23 protein-coding genes are annotated in these 21,997 nt (G+C 36.2%); 6 read left to right on the top strand and 17 right to left on the bottom strand.

The window, feature by feature from the left end; all coding sequences use genetic code 11:
- Positions 1–270: 270 nt before the first annotated feature.
- On the bottom strand, positions 271–1,134 hold the full coding sequence (locus P2Q73_RS18160; RefSeq protein ID WP_275789785.1) for a nucleotidyltransferase-like protein: 864 nt from the start codon (positions 1,132–1,134) through the stop codon (positions 271–273).
- 214 nt (positions 1,135–1,348) lie between these two features.
- Between P2Q73_RS18160 and P2Q73_RS18165 the strand changes: the two genes are divergently transcribed.
- Positions 1,349–1,693, top strand: coding sequence for a YgzB family protein (locus P2Q73_RS18165; RefSeq protein ID WP_053592040.1), 345 nt, complete (start codon positions 1,349–1,351; stop codon positions 1,691–1,693).
- A 47-nt stretch (positions 1,694–1,740) separates the two neighbouring features.
- Here the strand turns inward: P2Q73_RS18165 and perR are convergent, their stop codons facing one another.
- The 3 genes from perR to bcp form a co-directional block, all read right to left on the bottom strand.
- Positions 1,741–2,184: a peroxide-responsive transcriptional repressor PerR gene (gene perR / locus P2Q73_RS18170; protein WP_056833291.1), complete on the bottom strand. Its 444-nt coding sequence runs from the start codon at positions 2,182–2,184 to the stop codon at positions 1,741–1,743.
- A 113-nt stretch (positions 2,185–2,297) separates the two neighbouring features.
- Positions 2,298–3,242 (bottom strand): D-2-hydroxyacid dehydrogenase, encoded by a 945-nt coding sequence (locus P2Q73_RS18175; protein ID WP_275789789.1) that lies wholly within the window; start codon positions 3,240–3,242, stop codon positions 2,298–2,300.
- Between the two features lie 2 nt (positions 3,243–3,244).
- Complete coding sequence (gene bcp / locus P2Q73_RS18180; protein ID WP_056833287.1) at positions 3,245–3,727, bottom strand: thioredoxin-dependent thiol peroxidase; 483 nt, start codon at positions 3,725–3,727, stop codon at positions 3,245–3,247.
- Between the two features lie 193 nt (positions 3,728–3,920).
- Between bcp and P2Q73_RS18185 the strand changes: the two genes are divergently transcribed.
- Entirely contained in the window at positions 3,921–5,210 is a 1,290-nt protein-coding gene (locus P2Q73_RS18185) for a glutamate-1-semialdehyde 2,1-aminomutase (protein ID WP_275789792.1), read from the top strand.
- Positions 5,211–5,250: 40 nt separating this feature from the next.
- Complete coding sequence (locus P2Q73_RS18190; RefSeq protein WP_275789794.1) at positions 5,251–6,333, top strand: FUSC family protein; 1,083 nt, start codon at positions 5,251–5,253, stop codon at positions 6,331–6,333.
- Positions 6,334–6,965: 632 nt separating this feature from the next.
- On the opposite strand, the gene P2Q73_RS18195 is transcribed toward P2Q73_RS18190, so the two are convergent.
- The 10 genes from P2Q73_RS18195 to mutY all read right to left on the bottom strand — a co-directional run bounded on the left by P2Q73_RS18195 (position 6,966) and on the right by mutY (position 17,405).
- Complete coding sequence (locus P2Q73_RS18195) at positions 6,966–7,859, bottom strand: ABC transporter permease (protein ID WP_156316875.1); 894 nt, start codon at positions 7,857–7,859, stop codon at positions 6,966–6,968.
- A 22-nt stretch (positions 7,860–7,881) separates the two neighbouring features.
- Positions 7,882–8,886 (bottom strand): ABC transporter permease, encoded by a 1,005-nt coding sequence (locus tag P2Q73_RS18200; RefSeq protein ID WP_053592033.1) that lies wholly within the window; start codon positions 8,884–8,886, stop codon positions 7,882–7,884.
- Between the two features lie 124 nt (positions 8,887–9,010).
- A complete protein-coding gene (locus P2Q73_RS18205; protein WP_056833283.1) occupies positions 9,011–10,654 on the bottom strand; it encodes an ABC transporter substrate-binding protein in 1,644 nt (547 codons plus the stop codon).
- A 25-nt stretch (positions 10,655–10,679) separates the two neighbouring features.
- The gene (locus P2Q73_RS18210; RefSeq protein ID WP_053592031.1) at positions 10,680–11,663 is read right to left on the bottom strand and encodes an ABC transporter ATP-binding protein; all 984 of its coding nucleotides are present in this window, start codon (positions 11,661–11,663) and stop codon (positions 10,680–10,682) included.
- Entirely contained in the window at positions 11,638–12,657 is a 1,020-nt protein-coding gene (locus tag P2Q73_RS18215; RefSeq protein ID WP_056833281.1) for an ABC transporter ATP-binding protein, read from the bottom strand. Before P2Q73_RS18215 ends, P2Q73_RS18210 begins: the two co-directional genes overlap by 26 nt.
- 236 nt (positions 12,658–12,893) lie before the next feature.
- Positions 12,894–14,645, bottom strand: a complete 1,752-nt coding sequence (locus P2Q73_RS18220) for an ABC transporter ATP-binding protein (protein WP_053592029.1) — start codon at positions 14,643–14,645, stop codon at positions 12,894–12,896.
- 57 nt (positions 14,646–14,702) lie between these two features.
- On the bottom strand, positions 14,703–15,242 hold the full coding sequence (ntdP, locus tag P2Q73_RS18225) for a nucleoside tri-diphosphate phosphatase (protein ID WP_053592028.1): 540 nt from the start codon (positions 15,240–15,242) through the stop codon (positions 14,703–14,705).
- A gap of 135 nt (positions 15,243–15,377) precedes the next feature.
- Positions 15,378–15,554: a gamma-type small acid-soluble spore protein gene (locus P2Q73_RS18230; protein ID WP_275789803.1), complete on the bottom strand. Its 177-nt coding sequence runs from the start codon at positions 15,552–15,554 to the stop codon at positions 15,378–15,380.
- Positions 15,555–15,594: 40 nt separating this feature from the next.
- Entirely contained in the window at positions 15,595–16,341 is a 747-nt protein-coding gene (gene fabL / locus P2Q73_RS18235; RefSeq protein WP_053592027.1) for an enoyl-[acyl-carrier-protein] reductase FabL, read from the bottom strand.
- A complete protein-coding gene (gene mutY / locus P2Q73_RS18240; protein WP_275789806.1) occupies positions 16,338–17,405 on the bottom strand; it encodes an A/G-specific adenine glycosylase in 1,068 nt (355 codons plus the stop codon). The genes fabL and mutY overlap by 4 nt, the downstream gene beginning before the upstream one ends.
- A 123-nt stretch (positions 17,406–17,528) precedes the next feature.
- Here mutY and P2Q73_RS18245 point away from each other — a divergent pair, with 123 nt between their 5' ends.
- A complete protein-coding gene (locus P2Q73_RS18245; protein WP_056833274.1) occupies positions 17,529–18,521 on the top strand; it encodes a metal-dependent hydrolase in 993 nt (330 codons plus the stop codon).
- Between the two features lie 118 nt (positions 18,522–18,639).
- Here P2Q73_RS18245 and P2Q73_RS18250 read toward each other — a convergent pair whose 3' ends face one another.
- From P2Q73_RS18250 to recX, 3 genes are read right to left on the bottom strand one after another with little or no spacing between them, the layout of a single operon-like run.
- On the bottom strand, positions 18,640–18,906 hold the full coding sequence (locus P2Q73_RS18250; protein WP_053592024.1) for a YfhJ family protein: 267 nt from the start codon (positions 18,904–18,906) through the stop codon (positions 18,640–18,642).
- Position 18,907: 1 nt separating this feature from the next.
- Positions 18,908–19,237, bottom strand: coding sequence for a YfhH family protein (locus tag P2Q73_RS18255; protein WP_053592023.1), 330 nt, complete (start codon positions 19,235–19,237; stop codon positions 18,908–18,910).
- A complete protein-coding gene (recX, locus tag P2Q73_RS18260; RefSeq protein WP_275789811.1) occupies positions 19,230–20,042 on the bottom strand; it encodes a recombination regulator RecX in 813 nt (270 codons plus the stop codon). The genes P2Q73_RS18255 and recX overlap by 8 nt, the downstream gene beginning before the upstream one ends.
- 98 nt (positions 20,043–20,140) lie before the next feature.
- On the opposite strand from recX, the gene P2Q73_RS18265 reads away from it, so the two are divergent.
- Entirely contained in the window at positions 20,141–21,037 is an 897-nt protein-coding gene (locus P2Q73_RS18265; RefSeq protein WP_275789814.1) for a TIGR01777 family oxidoreductase, read from the top strand.
- Between the two features lie 52 nt (positions 21,038–21,089).
- On the top strand, positions 21,090–21,896 hold the full coding sequence (locus P2Q73_RS18270) for a polysaccharide deacetylase family protein (RefSeq protein WP_056833268.1): 807 nt from the start codon (positions 21,090–21,092) through the stop codon (positions 21,894–21,896).
- Positions 21,897–21,997 lie beyond the last annotated feature (101 nt).

Consider the following 21,997-nt stretch of genomic DNA (forward strand, 5'->3'; position numbering starts at 1 on the left):
GCTATCCGACTAACCGAAGTTAGTCTATCAAGCTATATGTCTTAACGTTTTGCATGTTCAGTTTTCAATGTTCATTTTGTTATGTCGTTTTTTGCGACTTCTCTAATTTATCACCACTCGAGCGAAGAGTCAAGAAGTTTTTCAAAAAACTTTTTCGTCAATATTTTTTATTTCGTTTTTGACGACGCTTATTATAATACAACTATCTCGATAGTTTTGTCAACAAAAAAACGAACAAATCTTTGTCCGTTTTTTTCAATCATTTAAAAATCAATTAACTTTATAGTATCTATGCATGATTTCATTGCTTTTGGTAGGTTGTTTTTCAATAGATATAAAACCTTTTTCTACTAAAAATTCTATAAAGACTTCTAAATCCACAGAGTAATTTTTTAATTCCTCTTGCTCATGAATCTCTTGGATTGTCCAATAATCTTTTGAAGCTAGCACCTCTAATATATGTTGTGCACCCTCTTTTATTCTAGAATGAATTAAAAATTCACTTGCTAAAAATAAGAGTTCTAATCTCTTTTCTAACGACTCTTCACTTGAAACAAGCTCATCGTATAATTTATAGATGGATGGATCTAACTGTTTCACTTGTTTCCAAACCATCACTTCTGGATGCATTCCATGTTCAAACACAGCCAAACGAGCTAAATGATGTAAAGACTCTACTATATGATTATAAGCATCTAAATAATTCAACTGCTCAAAAAACTGTTTACCCTCTAAGTATCTCTTACTTAATTTAGCGAATTCTATACCCATCCTTACTTTTCTTCCGTTAATCGGAAACTCTTGTAACTCTTTTTTCAATTCTTCTATATATTCATTTCTATCGAAGATTACTCTGCCATTAAGTAGCCAATCTACTAATTTAGGATTTGTTCCTAGCAGTAACCATTTTTTTAACTGTCTCTCAGTGATTACATGCATAGCAGCTTTTTTATCATTAAACGTATAATGCTTTGTAAAAATAGGATGTTCTGCTTCTTTAGTCAATATAAATAAAATAGAATCAAATGTATCTGTTATCGGACTAACCTCTTCACGTTTTTCTACAAATATAATACCTAGTGTATTAGGATCACTTGCTCTTTCTTGATAAATAGGTCTCAAAAGTGCTTCCAAAATTGAGCCTCCTTTATTTCATTATATAGTTTTTCGACAACTATTTTATATCTCCTTCTATTAGTTCATTCAAAATATTATTTTAACATTAACGTCAAGAAGTCTAACATAGTTATGAGTTATCATGGGATATTAAGATAAGTAACTTGAAGTAAAAGGGGAGTAGTTCATAACAAAATATGATATAGTGGATTTAGAAATTAGGAGGATGAAAATGAAACCTTATAAAAACAAAATAAACCGAATACGTTCCTTTGCTTTGGGACTAATTTTCTTCGGATTCATCATTATGTATGGAGCAATATTCTTTCGAGAAAATGCTATTTTAGTAACTATTTTTATGACTCTTGGATTAATTTCTATTATAGCAAGCACAGCTGTTTATGGGTGGATTGGTTTACTATCTACTAAAGCTGTACAAGTTGTTTGTCCGAATTGCGGAAAACATACAAAGGTGTTAGGGAGAGTTGATATGTGTATGTATTGTAAAGAACCATTGACACTGGACCCATCACTCGAGGGTCAAGAATTCGATCAATCTTTAAATAGAAAGAGATAACTATAGATAAAATAAAAAACCGAGCGAAATGTTTTCGCTCGGTTTTCTTATTGTACATTCGTTGCCTGCTCTTTACACGTTGGGCATGTTCCATATATCTCCATGCGGTGTGAACTAACTTCAAATCCAGTTAAATGGGAAGCTAAATGCTCTACTTCATCTAATCCAGGGTAATGAAAGTCTACAATTTTCCCACATGAATTACAAATCATATGATAATGATCATTTGTTATGAAATCAAATCTACTAGATGAGTCTCCATAAGTAAGTTCTTTAACTAACCCAGCTTCTCTAAATACACGTAAGTTGTTATACACTGTTGCAACACTCATGCTAGGGAATTTACTTTCAAGTGCTTTATATATATCGTCCGCAGTTGGATGGGACATTGATTGGATAATAAATTCCAATATCGCATGGCGTTGAGGTGTAATACGTACACCAGTAGATTTTAATGTATCTAAAGCATCTCTTAAATGTACTTCCGTCATCGCAATGCACCTCTCTTCATATTTATTCTTAGTTTGTAATTGTTACAATAAGTATAAGGAAAAAGAGCATTGAATGTCAAACTTTACAGTATTAAAGGGAATATGTACTACTATTAGTATCCTCTTTCCAAATCAATAACGTTTTTAAATGAAGTATCACCATTAAGCCACTTCGTTAAATTCTCAGTAAAAATATCGAGTGCACGGACGACATATTGAGAAGAATGACTGGAAACATGGGGAGAAACGACTACATTCTCCATTTTCCAAAAAGGATGATCTTCTTTTAGCGGTTCATTTTCAAAAACATCTAACACTGTGTATGCAATGCAGTTATTTTGTAATGCCTGTAAAAGCACTTCCTCTTTCACTACATCTCCTCTTCCGAAATTCATAAAGATAGCTGTACGTTTCATACAATGAAAATGCTCAGAGGTTAATAAATTCCTTGTTTCTACAGTACTTGGTAGTATAGATATAACAATATCTGCTTTGGGCAGTGCTTTTTTTAGGTAAGAAAAAGAAACCATTTCATTCATAAAATCGGCTTGTTCTCCGCTACGATTGCACCCTATTGTATGGACGCCGAAAGCCTGCAGGATTCTTCCCACCTCACCTCCGATTGCACCAGGTCCTAAAATCAATGCAGTTGAATCAAATAGCTCTGATGAAGACACTTTCTTTGACCATAAACTATCCCTTTGGTTTTGAGCAATAATCGGAAGTGATTTTTTTATGGATAATATATGCGCGACAATTGACTCTGCCATCGGTATTTTATGAATGCCTCTAACATTCGTCACAAGTATATTACGACTTGCTATTTCCTTCAAAGGCATCTTTTCTAATCCAGCCGAAGCTACCATAATCCATTTTAATCTATCTGCCAGTTCAATATGAGATACATTTAAATCTTCACCATACGTTACAAATATATCAGCATTTCGCAAGGTTTCTTCATCAAATGGTTTTTGAAAATAAAATTTTTCATGTGGGAATCTTTGTATTAAGTTTGCTTGTTGCTCTGGTTTAGGTAGAAAAGAAAATAATATGTTCATTTTTATTCTCCACTTGTCACAATTTGTTTCAATATATCCAACGCTTCCTCTACATGACCATCTACCTTTACTTTACGCCATTCTTTTATAACAGTTCCCGTTGGATCAATTAGAAATGTAGATCTTTCAATTCCCATAAATTCTTTACCAAACATCTTTTTTAATTTCCATACTCCATATGCTTCCGACACTTCATGAGTATCGTCAACTAACAAAGAGAATGGTAAACCATGTTTCTCAATAAATTTCGTATGATCTTTTTCATTATCTGCACTTACACCAAGAATAACCGCATTTAAATCAGCAAAGGCTTCATGTGTATCTCTAAAATCACAAGCTTCTGTAGTGCAGCCTGGAGTAGAGTCTTTCGGATAGAAATACAAAACAACGTACTTCTTACCAGCAAAATTGTCTAATGATATTATTTCTCCTGCTTCATTTTTTAATGAAAATTTTGGTGCTATCATACCTTCTAATGTTTGCATATCGATTCCTCCCCTTGGTATTGCCTTTATAGTATCGAAGTTTTCCAGTAAGTTCAATTTTCTTTAGCCTTTTTCATAAAAATTTACTACAATTAAAATGGACAGCTTTGCCGAGGTGACTGGACAGTGGCTCGTTCATAACGTTATACTTTCATTTCAGTAAAGCAAGACAAATCAAGCGGAGGTTTTACAATTGGAACGAATTAAATCTGAACAAATACATAGTGAAGCACTTGAACATATCGTAGGTGGCGTAAACAGCCCATCTAGATCATATAAAGCCGTTGGTGGTGGAGCACCAACTGTCATGGATAGAGCAGAAGGCGCTTATTTTTATGACGTAGACGGTAATAAATATATCGATTATTTAGCAGCTTATGGACCTATTATTACTGGACACGCGCATCCACATATTACTGAAGCAATTACAAAAGCAGCACAAACTGGACTGCTTTATGGTACTCCAACAAAACATGAAGTGACGTTTGCAAAGATGTTAAAAGAAGCAATACCTTCTATGGATAAAGTACGCTTTGTAAACTCAGGTACAGAAGCAGTAATGACTACCATACGTGTAGCACGTGCATATACAGGAAGAACGAAAGTGATGAAATTTGCTGGTTGCTATCATGGTCACTCAGATTTAGTTTTAGTGGCAGCAGGTTCGGGGCCAGCTACACTTGGTACACCAGATTCCGCAGGAGTTCCTAAAACTATTGCTGAAGAAGTGATTACTATTCCATTTAATGATCCAAAAGCTTATGAAGAAGCTATGCAAAAATGGGGTGAAGAATTAGCTTGTATTTTAGTTGAACCGATTGTTGGAAACTTTGGTATGGTAGAGCCAAACGAAGGATTTTTACCACTTGTTCACAAGATTGCAAAAGACAAAGGTACACTTGTCATCTATGATGAAGTAATCACAGCTTTCCGTTTCCATTATGGAGCTGCTTCTACTATGTTAAATCAGACTCCGGATTTAACTGCACTTGGTAAAATAATCGGTGGAGGCCTTCCGATTGGAGCATACGGTGGGAAAAAAGAAATCATGGAACAAGTAGCTCCACTCGGACCTGCTTACCAGGCAGGAACAATGGCAGGTAATCCTGCGTCTATGCAAGCAGGGATTGCTTGTTTAGAAGTTTTACAACAACCCGGTGTATATGAAGAATTAGATAGACTGGGTGGAATATTAGAAGAAGGTATTCTAGAAGCCGCAGAAAGAAATAATATAATAATCACCATTAATCGAATAAAAGGTGCACTTTCTGTTTATTTTACCGATGTAAAAGTAGAAAACTACGACCAAGCAGAAGCGACAGATGGTGAAATGTTCGCCAAATTCTTCAAACTTATGCTCAATGAAGGTATTAATCTTGCACCTTCTAAATACGAAGCGTGGTTTATTACAACTGCACACACAGAAGAAGATATTAATAATACAATTGCTGCAGTTAACAAGGCTTTCGCACAATTAAAGTAAAAGTTACATGAAACCTGCAAAAATGAAAGGATAGGATTAAATGAAATTAGGAGCTCGCGTATTCAAAACTGGAGTAGCGATTGTTTTTTCATTATTCATCGCAGATTTACTCCAGCTTCCTAGCCCTGTTTTTGCGGGAATAGCTGCGATATTTGCAGTTCAACCTTCAATATATAGATCCTATTTGACTGTTATTGAACAAATACAATCGAATTTAATCGGAGCTGCAATAGCTGTTATTTTCGCCTTAGTATTTGGAAATCACTTTATTGCAGTCGGTTTTGCTGCAATATTTGCTATTATGATTATGCTGAAGTTTAAACTTGAAAAAACAATTTCTTTAGCTCTCGTAACCGTTATTGCGATAATGGAAGTTCAAAGTGATGACTTTTTAACATTTGCTTTAATACGATTTTTAACAATTCTTGTCGGAGTCGTATCTGCATTTGTGGTGAATTTAATATTTATACCTCCTAAATTCGAAACGAAATTGTTTAATGCCATTCACTATACGCAAGATGAGATTATACGATGGATACGAATTGCTGTAAGACATGCGTCCGATCATAGCTCTACAAAACAAGCAATTAATCAAATACAAGATCGATTAACTCGTATAGATCAGATTTATTCATTTTTTAAAGAAGAACGTGGCTATTCTAAAAAAGCAACATATACAAAAGGAAGAAAATTAGTTATCTATAGAGAACTAATCTCCGTTTCCTATAAAAGCTTGGATGTCTTAAAAAGACTTCATCTCCATGAGAACGAGTTATTAGAACTTCCCGAACATTTTCGAATGATGATCAAGGAACGTTTAGATTCTCTCCTAACTTATCATGAACAGCTTCATTTGAAGTTTATAGGGAAGTTAAAACCAGAGCATATAGAATGGAATGGTTCACAAGCGTTCATTCAAAGACAAGAAGTTATGGATATTTTTGTCCAACAAATTGCGGTTACTAAAATTGAAGAGGAATTTTCAACTTATCACTTACTTCATATACTATCCAATATTTTAAAATATGAAGAGCAATTAGAACACATCGATACACTAATTACTTCGTATCAAAACTTTCACAGCTCTGAACTTACTGTACAAATAGAAGAAACACCATATTAGGTTTTTCTCAAAAGCACACATACCTGCATTGACAAAGTTTCCTTGCAACAGTGGAAAAAGCAGGCGCTTAGCGAGGGCACTGAAAAAGTCTATAGAAATTGTATTTACTAAATAATGGCCTCCGAATAAGAAAATCGTTGAAACGTCTCCCTTTCCGCGGGCGTTGCCTTAGCCTCCTCGCTGCGCTGCGGGGTCTTCGGCTAACGCTATTCCCGCAGGAGTGTCGCCTTTTTCAACGATTTTCTATAAATACTAATCGAAAAAATGTAAGTGATAAAAACCTTTTTTATAGCATAAGGGTTTCCTAAATGAAAAGCGGATAATAGTTGATTGGAGTGGAAGGCGGCGACTCCAGCCGGAATAGCATGAGCTGAAGACCCTGGACTGAGCGTAGCGAGGGAAGCGGCTGAAGCCATGCCGGTGGAAAGCGTCCGCGTGGAACGGAAATTAACGAGTCCGAAATAAAAATCGAGTATGTGAACAACTTGTCGTTCACATACTGTTATAGAAATCTCAGTGAGGACTTTTTCAGTCCCTCGGCTTCGGATAAACGGATCTACCCTATTTAAACATAAATTCAAGTTTGTCAACGGTTTGAAACGTGTCACCTATTTATCTAGGTGACACGTTTTTTAGTTTTTCATTCGAGGATCCAAAGCATCTCGGAGTCCATCTCCCATTAAATTAAAACCAAGTACTGTTAGCATAATCGCAAGGCCTGGGAAAATCATTGTCCATGGTGCATTACGTAAAAACATTCGAGCATCCGCTAACATTTTTCCCCATTCTGGTGCAGGTGCCTGCGCTCCAAGACCAAGAAAACCTAAAGCTGCTGCTTCAATAATCGCCGATGCAATGGCTAATGTACCTGCAACAATTACAGGAGCTAGCGAGTTCGGAAGAATATGAGAAAATAATATTCTTATGTCTTTCATCCCTATCGCTTTGGCAGATGTTATGTATTCCTCCTCTTTAATACTTAAAACTTTTGAGCGAATGAGTCGACCAAAGTTAGGAATATTAATAATTGCGATGGCAATCAATGCATTACGTAGGGAAGGACCTAATACAGAAACAACTGCAATAGCCAATAATATACTTGGAAATGCTAGCATTACATCAAAAACTCGGGATATAATCATATCCACCCATTTTCCATAATAACCTGCAATAATCCCAAGAATACTACCTACCACTACGGAACCAATAACAGAGAAAAAGCCTACTCCAAGTGAAATTCTTGCTCCGTGTATAATACGTGAAAAAATATCTCTACCAAAATCATCTGTCCCAAACCAAAATTCACTGGATGGCGGAAGCAATCGATGATCTTTTATGGACTGTTCATTAATCCCTTGGGGTGCTAACCACGGACCAAATACAGCTAAAAACACGAAGAAAAGAACTATCACTGCTCCAACTAGCGCTACTTTGTTTTTACTAAAGCTTCGCCAAGCATCACGCCAAGGGCCAGTTGACGTTTCTTTTACAGTACCTACTGCTTCATTTATCGTGTTTGGAACCATTTCGGACATCCTCATTCCTCCTTTAGTCGTATTTAATCCTTGGATCAATTAAACCGTATAAAATATCAACAAATAGATTAATCATGACAAAAATAAACGCAACAATTAATATTCCAGATTGTATGACAGGATAGTCACGGAACTGAATTGCATCATAAATATAACGTCCAATACCAGGCCACCCAAAAATAGTTTCTGTTAATATCGCTCCACCAAGTAACAGACCCATTTGCAAGCCGATAACTGTTAATACTGGAATGATGGCATTCTTCAACGAATGCTTATAAACAACCCAAAACATTTTTTGCCCTTTTGCTCGAGCAGTTCGAACATAATCAGCTCTCATTACTTCTAACATACTAGAACGAGTCATTCGTGCAATAATGGCCATTGGAATAGTTGCAAGTGCAATACCCGGCAATACTAGATGTTTTAACACGACACCCAGCTGATCAAAACGACCATTCAAAATCGTATCTAATACATATAAGTTCGTGACAGATGAAACTGGATTCCTAACATCTTCTCTACCTGTCGTAGGGAGCCATTGAAATTCTATTCCAAATATCCATTGTTCCATCAAACCTAACCAAAAGATTGGCATCGATACACCTATTAACGCTAAGATCATTGCAAAGTAATCAAACCAAGAGTTTTGGAACCAAGCAGAGATAATTCCAGCATTCACTCCAATAATGACCGCAATAATAATGGCAAACAGAGCCAATTCAAATGTTGCCGCTAAGTATGGCCAGATCTCTTTTGCAACTGGTTGAACTGTTCGCATCGATTCTCCTAGATCTCCTTTTAGGAGACCAAATAAGTAATCAAAGTATTGCGTATACCATGGATTATTTAATCCGAGTTTTATTTCTAATGCTTCTATCGCTTCTTTTGATGCTAATTGCCCTAATATAACCTGAGCAGGATTCCCAGGGATAGCCCGTATAATCATAAAGACAACAAATGTCATACCAAGCAAAACAGGGATTAATTGTAATAATCTTTTTCCGATATAGTGAAGCATTGTCTTCACCTCTCCTTATAAATAAAAGCACTGGAATCTAGTTAGTTTCTAAGTAGTAAGGCTATTCTCTCTAAATTAATATAGAAAAGGGAGAAATCACGAAGACCTCTCCCCTTCAAGCTTATTACTTAAAGTCGACTTTCGTTAATTTATCAGATCCAGTAGGATGTGGTAAGAAGTCTACCAATTCTGCTTTCCCTGCTAGTAATGGAGTTGAGTGTGCAAGTGGTACCCAAGGAGCATCTGCAAATATGATTTCTTGAGCTTGCTTATACAATTCATTACGTTTATCTTCGTCAACTTCTGTTTGTGCTTCAATTAGGATGTTGTGTAGATCGTCGTTGCTATAGTAAGTGTAGTTATTGCTTCCAATATTATCTTTGTCCAGTAATACATAAAGGAAGTTATCTGCGTCTCCGTTATCACCAGTCCAACCTAACATGAATGCATCCGCTTCTCCGTTACGAGCTTTTTCTAAATAAGTCGCCCACTCAAAGGAAACGATTTTCGCTTTAACACCGATATCCTCTAAGTTCTTTTGAATAGCCTCAGCCACCTTAGTTCCATCTGGCATATATGGTCTTGGTACAGGCATTGCCCATAATTCCATTTCAAAGCCATCCGCAAATCCTGCTTCTGCTAAAAGTTCTTTTGCTTTTGCTGGATCGTACTCATAACCTGGAATGTCATCATTGTATCCACTAATAGAAGATGGCATTGGGTTTTTCGCAACTTCCGCACGACCCTCGAAGAAAGCATCTACGATAGCTTGTTTGTCAATTGCATGGTTAATCGCTTGTCGAACTTTTACATTATCAAATGGAGGACGTGTAGATGTAAGACCTAGATATCCTACGTTCATAGATGGGCGTTCAAATAGTTGTAGAGTTGAATCACCTTCAACTGTTGCACCATCTGCTGGATTTACTCCATCAGCTAAATCAATTTCACCTGTAAGAAGCGCATTTAAACGAGCAGAGTTATCTGGAATAGAGCGGAAAACAACTTTATCAAGCTTTGGAAGTCCTTCAGCCCAATAATCCTCAAATTTTTCAACAGTTATTGAATCATTACGTTTCCATTCAACAAATTTAAATGGACCTGTACCTACTGGATTGTCTCCAAAAGCATCTCCTGCAGATTCCAATGCAGTCGGACTAGCAATTCCAAAAGGACTCATTGCAATATTTTTTAAGAACGGTGCTTGTGCACGTTTTAATTTAAAGATAACTGTGTAATCACCTTCTGCAGTTACAGATTCAATTACATGACTTTCATCTCCTACAAAACCACCAAACATAGAAGCATAGTATGGGAATTTTTCTTCCGAACCATTTGCCCAACGTTCAAAGTTTTTTACTACAGCTTCTGCATTAAAGTCTGTTCCGTCGTGGAACTTAACCCCTTCACGTAGAGTAAATGTATAAGTAAGTCCGTCTTCTGAAGGCTCCCATTTTGTAGCTAATCCTTCATTAATCGTTGTATCTTGTTCCCCAAAGTTCAAAAGTGTTTCAAACACGTTTTGTGTTACTTTGAAGGATTCCCCATCTGTTACTGCGGCTGGATCCAATGAAACGGAATCTCCACCACGTCCAAAAATAAGTACTTTGTTGCCAGTAGATGCTGATTCCCCTTCAGTAGCACCTTCATTCTCTTTGTCTGTTTTGCTAGTGCCTTCTGATGAATCACCTGAAGAACATGCTGCAAGAACTACTGTTAGAGCTACTAACATTAGCAACAAAAATGACCATATTTTCTTCTTTCCCATATTAACCCCTCCGTAAAATATATTATCAATGTTGGACTGCCTCTTTATATAAATGGCAGGCAACAAAATGACCTGTTTTTACTTCTTCTAACTTCGGTACAACGGTTGTACAAACATCCATCTTATAAGGACATCTTGTGTGAAACGTACAACCTGTCGGTGGATTTGAAGGACTCGGAATATCTCCTTCTAATATAATTTGTTCCCTTTTAAACTCTGGGTCTGGAACAGGAACTGCAGAAAGCAGCGCCTTTGTATATGGATGTAGTGGCTCTGCGTAAAGAGATTCACTTGTCGCAAGCTCAGCCATTTTACCTAAATACATAACGCCAACGCGATCACTTATATGCCGCACCACCCCTAAATCATGTGCGATAAAGATGTACGTTAGCTTTAGTTCTTTCTGTAAATCTTGCATGAGATTAAGTACTTGCGCTTGAATAGAAACATCAAGAGCGGACACCGGCTCATCTGCAATAATTAACTTTGGATTTGTCATTAATGCTCTAGCAATCCCAATCCTTTGGCGTTGCCCTCCACTAAATTGGTGTGGATACCTTTTTGCATGGTAACTACTTAGTCCAACGATTTCTAAAAAATCATAAACTTTCTTCTTACGGCTTTTAGCATCGCCAATGTTGTGGACAATGAGAGGCTCCATTAAAATCTTCTCAACTGTATGACGAGGATTTAATGATGCATAAGGGTCTTGAAAAACCATTTGAATCTCTCTACGTGCTTTTCTCATTTCTGAACTAGAAATATTCGTAAGTTCTTTTCCATCAAAAGTTACTTTACCTTCAGTCGGCTCTAGTAATCTCATAAGCATTCGACCAGTAGTAGACTTGCCACAACCAGACTCCCCTACAATACCGAGTGTTTCACCCTCATTAACATAAAAAGATACATCGTCCACTGCTTTTACGTAACCCGATTGTCTTCCTAATAATCCCGAATGAGTAGGAAAGTACTTTTTCAATCCTTCAACTTGTAGCAGCGGTTTTGTCATGTACTCCAACCTCCTTTTCATCGTATAAGAAACATCTTGTTTTATGACCTTCGGAGGTTTCATATAAAGGAGGACTCTCTACCGTACATCGACCGAACACTGATTCACAACGTGCAGCAAACCGGCATCCTTCTTTAATCGTCCCAGGTTTTGGCACATTTCCTGGAATTGAATAAAGTCGTTGTTTTTTGAAACGCATATCGGGAACTGATGCTATTAAACCTTTCGTATATGGATGTTGTGGATTATTGAAAATAGTCTCAACCGATCCCTCTTCTACTACCTTTCCAGCATACATAACAACAACTCGCTCACAAGTTTCTGCTACAACTCCTAAATCATGTGTAATTAATATAACTGCCGTATTTAATCGCTCATTCAAGTCTCTCATTAACTTTAATATTTGCGCTTGTATCGTTACATCTAATGCTGTAGTTGGTTCATCGGCAATGAGTACCTTTGGATCACATACTAATGCCATAGCAATCATAACCCGCTGTCTCATACCACCTGAGAGTTGGTGAGGATAATCTCGCATCAATTCTTCTGTCCTCGGCAATCCTACCAACTTCAACATTTCAATCGCTCTAGCTTTCGCCTGCTTTTTGCTCCAGTCCTTTTTATGTAATGTTATTGCTTCTATTAGCTGATTTCCTATTGTGAATAAAGGGTTCAATGATGTCATAGGCTCCTGAAAAATCATCGCAACATCATTTCCACGAACATTTCGCATTTCCTTCTCCGTAAATTTAGTTAAATCTTTTCCTCTAAATAGAATTTGTCCGTTTGTTATTTTCCCTGGAGGACTAGGCACCAAGCCCATGATTGAAAGAGAAGTGACACTTTTACCGCAACCCGATTCGCCTACGATTCCTAATATCTCTCCTTCTCTGACATGAAAATCTACATAATCAACGGATGGTATAACACCATCATCAGTGAAAAAGGAAGTTTGAAGATCTTTCACTTCTAAAATTACTTGACGATTTTGCATGTTGTGCTCCCCCCTTTCTAAATAGTCTTACTTTTCTATCTTATCTTACTATATTAAATATTCTACACAATTTAAGTTAGTATGCAATACCTTTATTAAAGTTGATGTATCCTTACTCATATATAACTTCCAATTTAATCTGTATTTTCATACAATTATATAAATATCCATTCGACTATCTTTTATAGCAAAAAACACCCTATAAGTTAATATTCACTTATAGGGTGTTTCCTTATTTAATTTACTGTATCTAAATGTTGTATTTGAAAAAGGTTATAATATACACCTTTATGATTCATTAAGTTATGATGATTTCCATTTTCAACTACTTCACCATTTTCAATTACAAATATATTATCAGCATGAGTGATAGTAGAAAGTCTATGAGCAACGATAATAGTAGTTCGATCTTTCGCAAGTCGTTCTAATGAGTCTTGGATTAAAGCCTCACTCTCTAAATCTAATGCAGAAGTCGCCTCATCTAGAACTAAAATTGCAGGATTTTTTAAAAACACTCGTGCAATTGCTACACGCTGTTTTTGTCCACCGGAAAGTTTTACTCCACGTTCTCCAACTTTTGTTTCATAGCCTTCTGGTAACTCCATGATGAAATCATGTGCATTAGCAGCCTTAGCCGCTTCAATAACCTCTTCATCTGTAGCATTTGGATTACCCATTAATATATTTGATTTTACCGAGTCACTAAACAAAATATTATCCTGCAATACGATACCGATATGCTTCCTTAAGGATTCAATAGTTACATCCCGAACATCTTGTCCATCAATTTGGACACTGCCACTTGTCACATCATAAAACCTAGGGATAAGACTAATAATAGTAGATTTCCCTCCACCGCTCATTCCGACAAATGCTACTGTTTCACCAGCGTTGACGTGAAAATCTACGTGATTTAAGATGGTAGTTCCTTCTTTATCATATTGAAATGACACATTAGAGAATGTAACATTGCCAAGTGAGCGATCTATTGTGGTCGCTCCTTTTTTATCAACAATATCGTATTGTTCATCCATCAATTCAAAGACTCGATCCATAGATGCAAATGATTGAGTTAACGTTGTAGATGAATTAACTAATCGTCGCAATGGGCTGTACAAACGTTCAATATATGCAATAAAAGCAGCCATCGTTCCCACAGATAATCTTCCGTTGATTGCCTCATATCCTGCATATGCTATCACTAGTAATGGTGCAATATCGGTTATTGTATTCACAACAGCGAATGCCTTCGCATTCCATATCGTTTGGTCGACCGCTTTATCTAAAAACTCCCCATTTGCTTCGTTAAATAGTTTTTGTTCATGCTTCTCCAAAGTAAACGTTTTAATAATACTCATACCTTGTACACGTTCATGTAAATAGCTTTGGACTCCTGCTAATGCCTGCGAACGTTTTCTTGTGAGATCGCGTAGTCTGCCAAAAAAGTATTTCACACTAAATGCGTAAAATGGAAATGCTAATAAAGTAACAATAGTCAACTTTACATTCATTGTGAGCATTATTCCGATTGCTATTAGAATAGTAGCTAAATCTAACCAGACATTCATCAAACCAATCATGACAAAGTTTTTTGTTTGTTCTACATCATTTATAACTCTGGAAATAACTTCTCCAGCTCGTGTATTCGAGTAATACTTTAAACTTAGTTTCTGCAGATGAATATAGAGTTTTTGACGTATATCATATAGTATTTTATTACTCACTAGTTGAGCCAAATATTGTCGATAATACTCGATTGGTGGACGAACTATTAAAAATACTAATGCAGTCCCTCCTAGCCAATAAACCAACTGCTTCATCTTTTCCTCATAGGCCATGTTCTCGTCAATAATATCGTCAATCACTATTTTAATAAGTATTGGTATAAATAAAGGTATAGCAAATTTGATAATACCGATGACAATCGTTAATAATATTTGAAGGTTATATGGTTTCACAAATTGCATATACCGCTTCATCGAACTCATAGAATTACTCCCTTTCAAAATTGGAAAAACCTGTTGTATCTCTCAACAGGTTTCCGTCTACTCATTTAACTGTTTATAAAAATGATAACGACTTGTCCACGCTTCGATGAAATCAGGAGCAAATGGACCTCTTCTTTGCTTTATCCAAGAAATTAGTTTCTCTATATTCCGATCAAGAATCCCATCAATCTCTTTTGGATAATTCATTTCTTTTTTATGCTGCTCGTATTCATCTTCATCTAGAATCGTATAGGTCATGTCTGGAAAGACCTTTACATCTAAATCATAATCAATGTATTTTAACCGTTGATTATTATAGACAAATGGCGAACTCATATTGATGTAATAATATACACCATCTTCTCGAAGCATACAAATAATGTTGAACCAATGTTCTGCATGAAAGTAACAAATTGATGGCTCTCGTGTAATCCAGGTTCTTCCGTCCGCCTCAATTACAAGAGTTCGCTCATTTGCTCCTATTACAATATTTTTGGTGCCTTTTAAAACCATCGTTTCCTGCCAGACACGGTGGATGCGGCCATTATGCTTGTAGCTGTGAATTTGAATAATTTCTCCTTCGGTTGGAATCGCCATGATTTAGCCACCTTCTTTTCATCAAGCGCAATATAGAATTTTAACTTATTTACTTATTATAGCAATCCATACAAAAAAACTGTAGTAAAAAAATCAGCGAAGGCAAAATGCCTTCGCTGATTTTGGTGAATCCACTTATTTACTTGTGTTAAAAGAACGATTTGCTCTTGGACCGCTAGCTTGTTGTTTTTTCATCTCCGCTTGACGGTTTTGTTCTTTTACGTTTTGAATATCAGTTTCTGCCGCAAACTCTTGACTCTTGTTTGATTGGTTACTGTTATTCTTTTTCATGGATTTCACCTCCGTACACATATATCATGTGCTCTTTAGGTGTTAATATTCATATGATTATTTACATTTTTATCGATCTTCCGCCGTCCACAATTATCGTTTGTCCTCTAATCATCATGGAATCATCAGATAATAAAAACATCGCCGTTTTCACCATATCCTCGATTTCCACCATTCTCCCAGCAGGAGTATTTATTCGCGCATCTTCTAATAACTCTTCACGATTAGGAAAATGTTTTAGTGCATCTGTATCTAATGCTCCACCAGAAACCGTATTTACAGAAATTCCCTTTGGGGCTAATTCAACAGCTAAATATCTTGTAAGGGATTCGATTGCTGCTTTTGAAACGCCAACTGTCGTGTAATTTTCGAGATACCGAATCGAACCAAGTGAACTAATCCCAAGTATTTTCCCACCGTTATCCATTAATTTTGCCGCTTCTTGTGCCCCAAAAAGCATTCCTTTCGCATTAATATTCATTGTCCAATCCCAATGAGACTCTTCCAATTCCATAATTGGTCGTAATACGCCAGAAGCCGCATTGCTAACAAAGATATCTAAACGGCCAAACTCTTCTTTTACAGTTTGAAACATTGCTCGTAGTTTTTCTATATCTCCCACATTTGCACGAACAAGAAGCGCTTTTCTTCCTAATGCTTCAATCTCTTGTACTGTTTCAAGTGCTGCCGATTTACTTCTTGCATAGTTAACAACAATATCATATCCATTTTTAGCAAGTTCAATAGCTAGTGCTTTTCCTAAACCTCTACTGCTTCCCGTAACTAGTGCAACTTTTCTTGTTGTCATTGTTCCAAATCCCTTTCTTTCCATGCGTTCCATACTTTCAAAACTGGAACTGGCATTGGTTGATTTTCTACTTCTACCTTTGTAAACCATTTGCAGTTAGTTGGTAGTCCTTTATCTTTTGTTAACTGTGCTGCATAACTCTCCATTTCCCACGTTAAATGTGAAAAGATATGCTTAAAGGTAAGTATTTCTTTCCCTTTTATAATACTAATTCGATAATCATGCTCGATTACCTCTTCTACTGTATGATTAGTAGTAGGTAGCTCTACCATCGGGAACTGCCACATGTTCGCTAACAATCCTTTACTTGGACGCTTTTCCAAAAGGACTTTCCCATCTTTTTCAATGACAACTGCTTTCATTCTATGTATTTTAGATTTTTTGTTAATTGTTTTAACTGGAAGTACTTCTTGCATTCCTTCAAAAAATGCTGAGCAATATTCTCTTACAGGACAAAGTAAGCATTTTGGTTTAGTTGGTGTACATATCACTGCTCCTAACTCCATCAATCCTTGATTGAATGCAGAAGGATTCTCCCTATCGATTAACTCCATGACAGCCTCTTCAAAAACTTTTTTAGTTTTTGGTTTGGCAATATCTTCTTTTATCAATAAAAGACGGGAAAGCACTCTCATAACATTTCCATCTACTGCATGCTCAGGTACGCCATACGCGATACTTAATACTGCTCCTGCTGTATATGGGCCAACACCTTTTAACTTAGATATTTCTTTTCTAGTGGAGGGAACGTTACGATCATAATACTCCACCACCTCTTTTACTCCAGCCTGTAAGTTACGGGCTCTGGAATAATACCCCAAACCTTCCCATTCCTTTAATAATTCTTCTTCATCTGCGTTCGCTAATGACTCCAGTGAAGGATATTTTGCAATAAATCTTTCATAATAAGGAATAACGGTATCCACTTTTGTTTGCTGTAGCATAACTTCTGAAACCCATATTTTATAAGGGTCTTTTGTTTTACGCCAAGGTAAGTCCCGTTTTTCTACCTCAAACCAAGAAACTAATGCATTTCGTACTTGTTTTTTGTATAATTCGTTCAATGTAAATTCCTTCCTTGCGATTATTGTCATTTATAATCGGGTATATGTTAGTGTGAGCTTTGTTATTTATTCGATTTTATTTTATGATTAATTCAACTTGTTGTCCAAAAAGGAGATGGTTAAGTGGATACAGGTACACATATTGTAATGGGTATAGCTCTCGGAGGCTTAGCACTTGCCGACCCCGTAGTTGCTAGTAGTTCCCTTACTACTACTGCTGTGATTGCTGGAACTATTATAGGTTCCCAAGCACCAGATATTGATACAGTGTTAAAATTACGCAATAATGCGGTATATATAAGACATCACCGTGGGATTACTCATTCCATACCAGCAGTCATTTTATGGCCTTTACTAATTTCATCCGTACTTTGGTTGATTATACAAGAAGCAAATTTCTTGCACCTTTGGCTGTGGACATTTTTAGCTGTTTTTCTACATGTGTTTGTAGACATTTTTAATTCCTATGGTACACAGGCAATCCGGCCTTTTTCAAGGAAATGGGTAGCACTGGGTGTTATAAATACTTTCGATCCGATAATTTTTGGCTTACATGTACTAGGCTTGCTACTATGGATGTTTGGTGCTAATCCAGTTCCAACCTTTCTTATTATGTACGCAGTAATCGTTTGTTATTATATTTTACGATTTGCAGTACAAGCAGCGGTTAAAAATGCAGTCAAACATACCATTCCGGATGCCGATCAAATAATAACCGCTCCAACCATGCGCTTCTTCCAGTGGCGTGTAGCTGCTCTCTCCAAAACACACCATTATGTTGGACGAGCATATGGACGCTCCATTACCATTTACGATAAATTCGAACGAGTTCCCATACCTGACTCCCAATTGGTAAAGGCAGCCTTAAAAGATAAAAACTTAAGCGCTTTTCTTTCTTTTTCACCAATCTATCGTTGGGAAATCACGAAGTTTGATCAATTACACGAAGTACGCCTGATTGATTTGAGATATCGTAGTAATGACTATTATCCATTTGTGGCAGTAGCACATTTGAATGAAGATCTTGAGATCGTCAATTCTTATACGGGTTGGATATTTAGTGAAGATAAACTTCGAAAAAAATTAGACTTTATGCCTATTGATGAAATAAAATAGAAACGCTAGGAAATTAATTTCCTAGCTTTTTTTATTTTGGCTTTGTTTGACTCATTGTAAGAATCAGTGTTTTTTGTATTCTCAATTTAAAAACTTTCCGTAATAAATAACAGAGCCTTTAATTTAAGAAATCATCTACTTCCAAAAGATGCTTATACTTTTCATTCGAGCTAGCAAATTCATGCAATTGGTCACCATAACCTTCTATCCATTTTTTGATGACCATTTCAGTGACTGCTGCACCTTTGTAATCATATCCTGCTTTCGCATAAGATGATTCAAAATCTGACCAAAGCAGTTCAATCCATGCTCTTGCCTTTGCAGCAGAAAGTTTATCGTTTTTTTCAATTAGCTGTTGGGTTAAAGTATCTATTTTATCCTGCATCTTATTTTCCTTCCTTTAGAGGCAATAATAACGAGATTGGTAATGCTTCTTCATACTTGTCTCCACCTAATCTGTATCCCCAGGCAAATCTTCCTTTAAGATACTCCACTTGAAAAAATATTCCTGGATCACTTGAGATACGGTACATTTCACCTGGTTTAATAGAAGCTGGATCAGTTAGAAACGCTTGAGCCATTGTAGCTTTTCTTTCATATACTGCATATTCATTTACAATACCTAATTGTTCTGCTTTTCTTGCTTTCTCTTTCAGTCTAGCGATTTCAGTTCGTAATTCTTGTTCTGTCATATCACTATATTTTTTCTCAATCATCCTGTTGTTCCAGCTCCTTTTTCTCTATAAATAAATCGATTTGCTCTCCGGGAAATCCTTTTAAGTATAGTGCTTGTTTTACCCTGTTCCTCAAATCATATCCCGTATATTTCGATACATATTTTCTCCAAACCTTGTCACCCTGAGTTGAAATAATATCTTCCCATTCTTCCTGTTCTTTTTCGAGTTCAAAAGATTCTATTGCTTGGGAAATAATCGAGAAGTTGTAGCCTTTTCGTTGTAATGCCTCTTGCACCTTTTGTTTAATTTGCCTTGGTGTTTTATCGGAATTTTGGTTAATTATTTTTTCAGTCAGTGTTCGAGCAATTTTCAATTGTTCGTCTTCTGTATAAGTTGCTAAAACCTCTTCTTGTAAGTCTTTTTCAATTCCTTTTTTCTTTAATTCTTGGCGTATAGCTGAAGGACCCTTTTTACTGTTTTTCTTTTGAGTCGCGACTAATGCTTTCGTAAAACTCTCATCATTTAAAAAGCCATGCTCGTATAGCTTTCGAATTGCTTCTAACACTACTGCTTCTCCAAAATCACTACTTAATAATTTTTTCTTTACCTCATGCTCACTTCTCATACGATAACTTAAAAAGTTGATTGCTTTATTATAAGCCTTTCTTACTTCATCATCAAAAACGATTTCATCGATTGTAAAAGCTTCTATTACTTTCCCTTTTGTAAGCTGATACTTAATCAAAACTGCTTCATCTACACTAAAAGCATATTTTTCATCCAAATATAAATTATATCGTTCTTTATTATTTTTTTGACGACCTATTTTTGTAATAATCGGCATTTAGTAAACCTCTCCATTCATCCCTACTATTATACCGTATATTTTAATAGGTGATAACTCTGGAGAATGTTAAGATATTCCATAAAGGAGGGCTGAATATGAAAATAGCTATTACTGGAGGTACTGGATTTGTAGGTAGTGAACTAACTAACCTACTCCTCCAAATGGGACATGAGGTATTTATTTTAACTCGTTCACCCAATAAAGGCATAAATAATGTTTCATTTGTAAAATGGTTATCAGGCAATTCCTTACCTGAAAAAAAGCTGGAAGGAATTGATGCAATCGTAAATCTTGCTGGTGAGTCCATAAATAATGGAAGATGGACCGTTGAACAAAAAAAGAAAATCTACGAAAGTCGAATGCAAGCAACAGATGAAGTTATTCGAATACTACATGCATTAGAGCATAAACCAAAAGTTCTTGTAAATGCTAGTGCAATTGGCATTTATCCTACCTCGGAAGATATAACATATACCGAAAACTCACTCGTAGTTGGAACAGACTTTTTAGCGAAAACAGTTCAAGACTGGGAAGTTAAAGCACAAACAGCTGAACAACTAGGAATTAGAGTTGCTTATGGAAGATTTGGAATCATTTTAGGGAAAAGTGAAGGCGCACTTCCACTAATGGCTCTTCCGTATAAACTATTTGTTGGAGGACCTATCGGCTTGGGTAAAAATTGGATGTCGTGGGTTCATGTCAGAGATGTTGCAAAAGCTCTACTATTTGCCATAGAAAATAACATACATGGCCCTTTTAATGTCGCAGCACCAGATGCAAAAAGAATGAATGAGTTTGGCAAAATATTAGCGAGCGTATTAGATAGACCTTATTACTTCCCAGTACCTTCTTTTGCGTTAAAACTTGCCCTTGGTGAAAAAAGCCAACTTGTTTTGGAAGGTCAACATGTCTTACCGGAAGTCTTAATAGAAAATGGATTTGTTTTTGATTTTCCAAATCTGAGTAAAGCACTAACAGATATTTATTCATGAATAAATAAAAACCACTAGCGCAACCTACTTAAAAAAGGAGGTTGTGTTTTTCATGTGGAAATACCATGTATTTGGAATAGTATTAGCTGCATTTGTCATCAGTATGGGACTCTTCTATCAACCCTTCTCTGCGCAATCCAAAGAAATACATTGGGGATTGAAGAAAGCGACAAACGAAATTCCAGCAGAAGCAGGTTCAGAATTAGATGCAATGCTTGAAAGAAATGGGGCTATTTACAAAGGTCCATCAGATAAAAAAGTTCTCTATTTCACTTTCGATAATGGCTATGAAAACGGATATACAGAAAGTATCTTAGATACGCTAAAAAAAGAAAATATTAAAGCGACATTCTTTCTTACAGGACATTATCTAGAAAGTGCTACCCCACTAGTTAAACGAATGATTGAAGAAGGCCATCAAATTGGAAACCATTCTTATGGTCATCCGAATTTAGCTAAGCTTTCAAAAGAAGGTGTTAAGAAAGAACTGCAAAAGTTTGACCAACGATTAAGCGAGCTAACCACCCTAAAAAGAACTACCGTTACTCGCCCTCCAGAAGGAATCTTTAATGAACAAGTATTACAAGCTGCAAACGAAATTGGCCATCAGCATATATTTTGGTCAATTGCTTTTATCGATTGGCATAAGGATGTGAAGAAGGGCGGTAAATACGCTTACGATCAATTAATGTCTCAAATTCATCCTGGTGCAATCATTCTAATGCACACTGTTTCACCTGATAATGCAGAAGGTCTTCCTATGTTCATTCAAGAAGCAAGAAAAATGGGATATACATTTGGAACAATAGACGAATTAAATATGAATAATCTGGATATTCCGATTGATTTGCAACCTTAAAATTGTCCTTTATAATAGAAGCAAGATTATAAAGTGAAACTTCATTCACAGTAATGGAATGTTAGTTGAAACAATCGGACTTTTACTTTTAGTTAATCCCC

The organism is Bacillus sp. Cr_A10, from assembly GCF_029222665.1.
Lineage (GTDB): Bacteria > Bacillota > Bacilli > Bacillales_A > Planococcaceae > Psychrobacillus.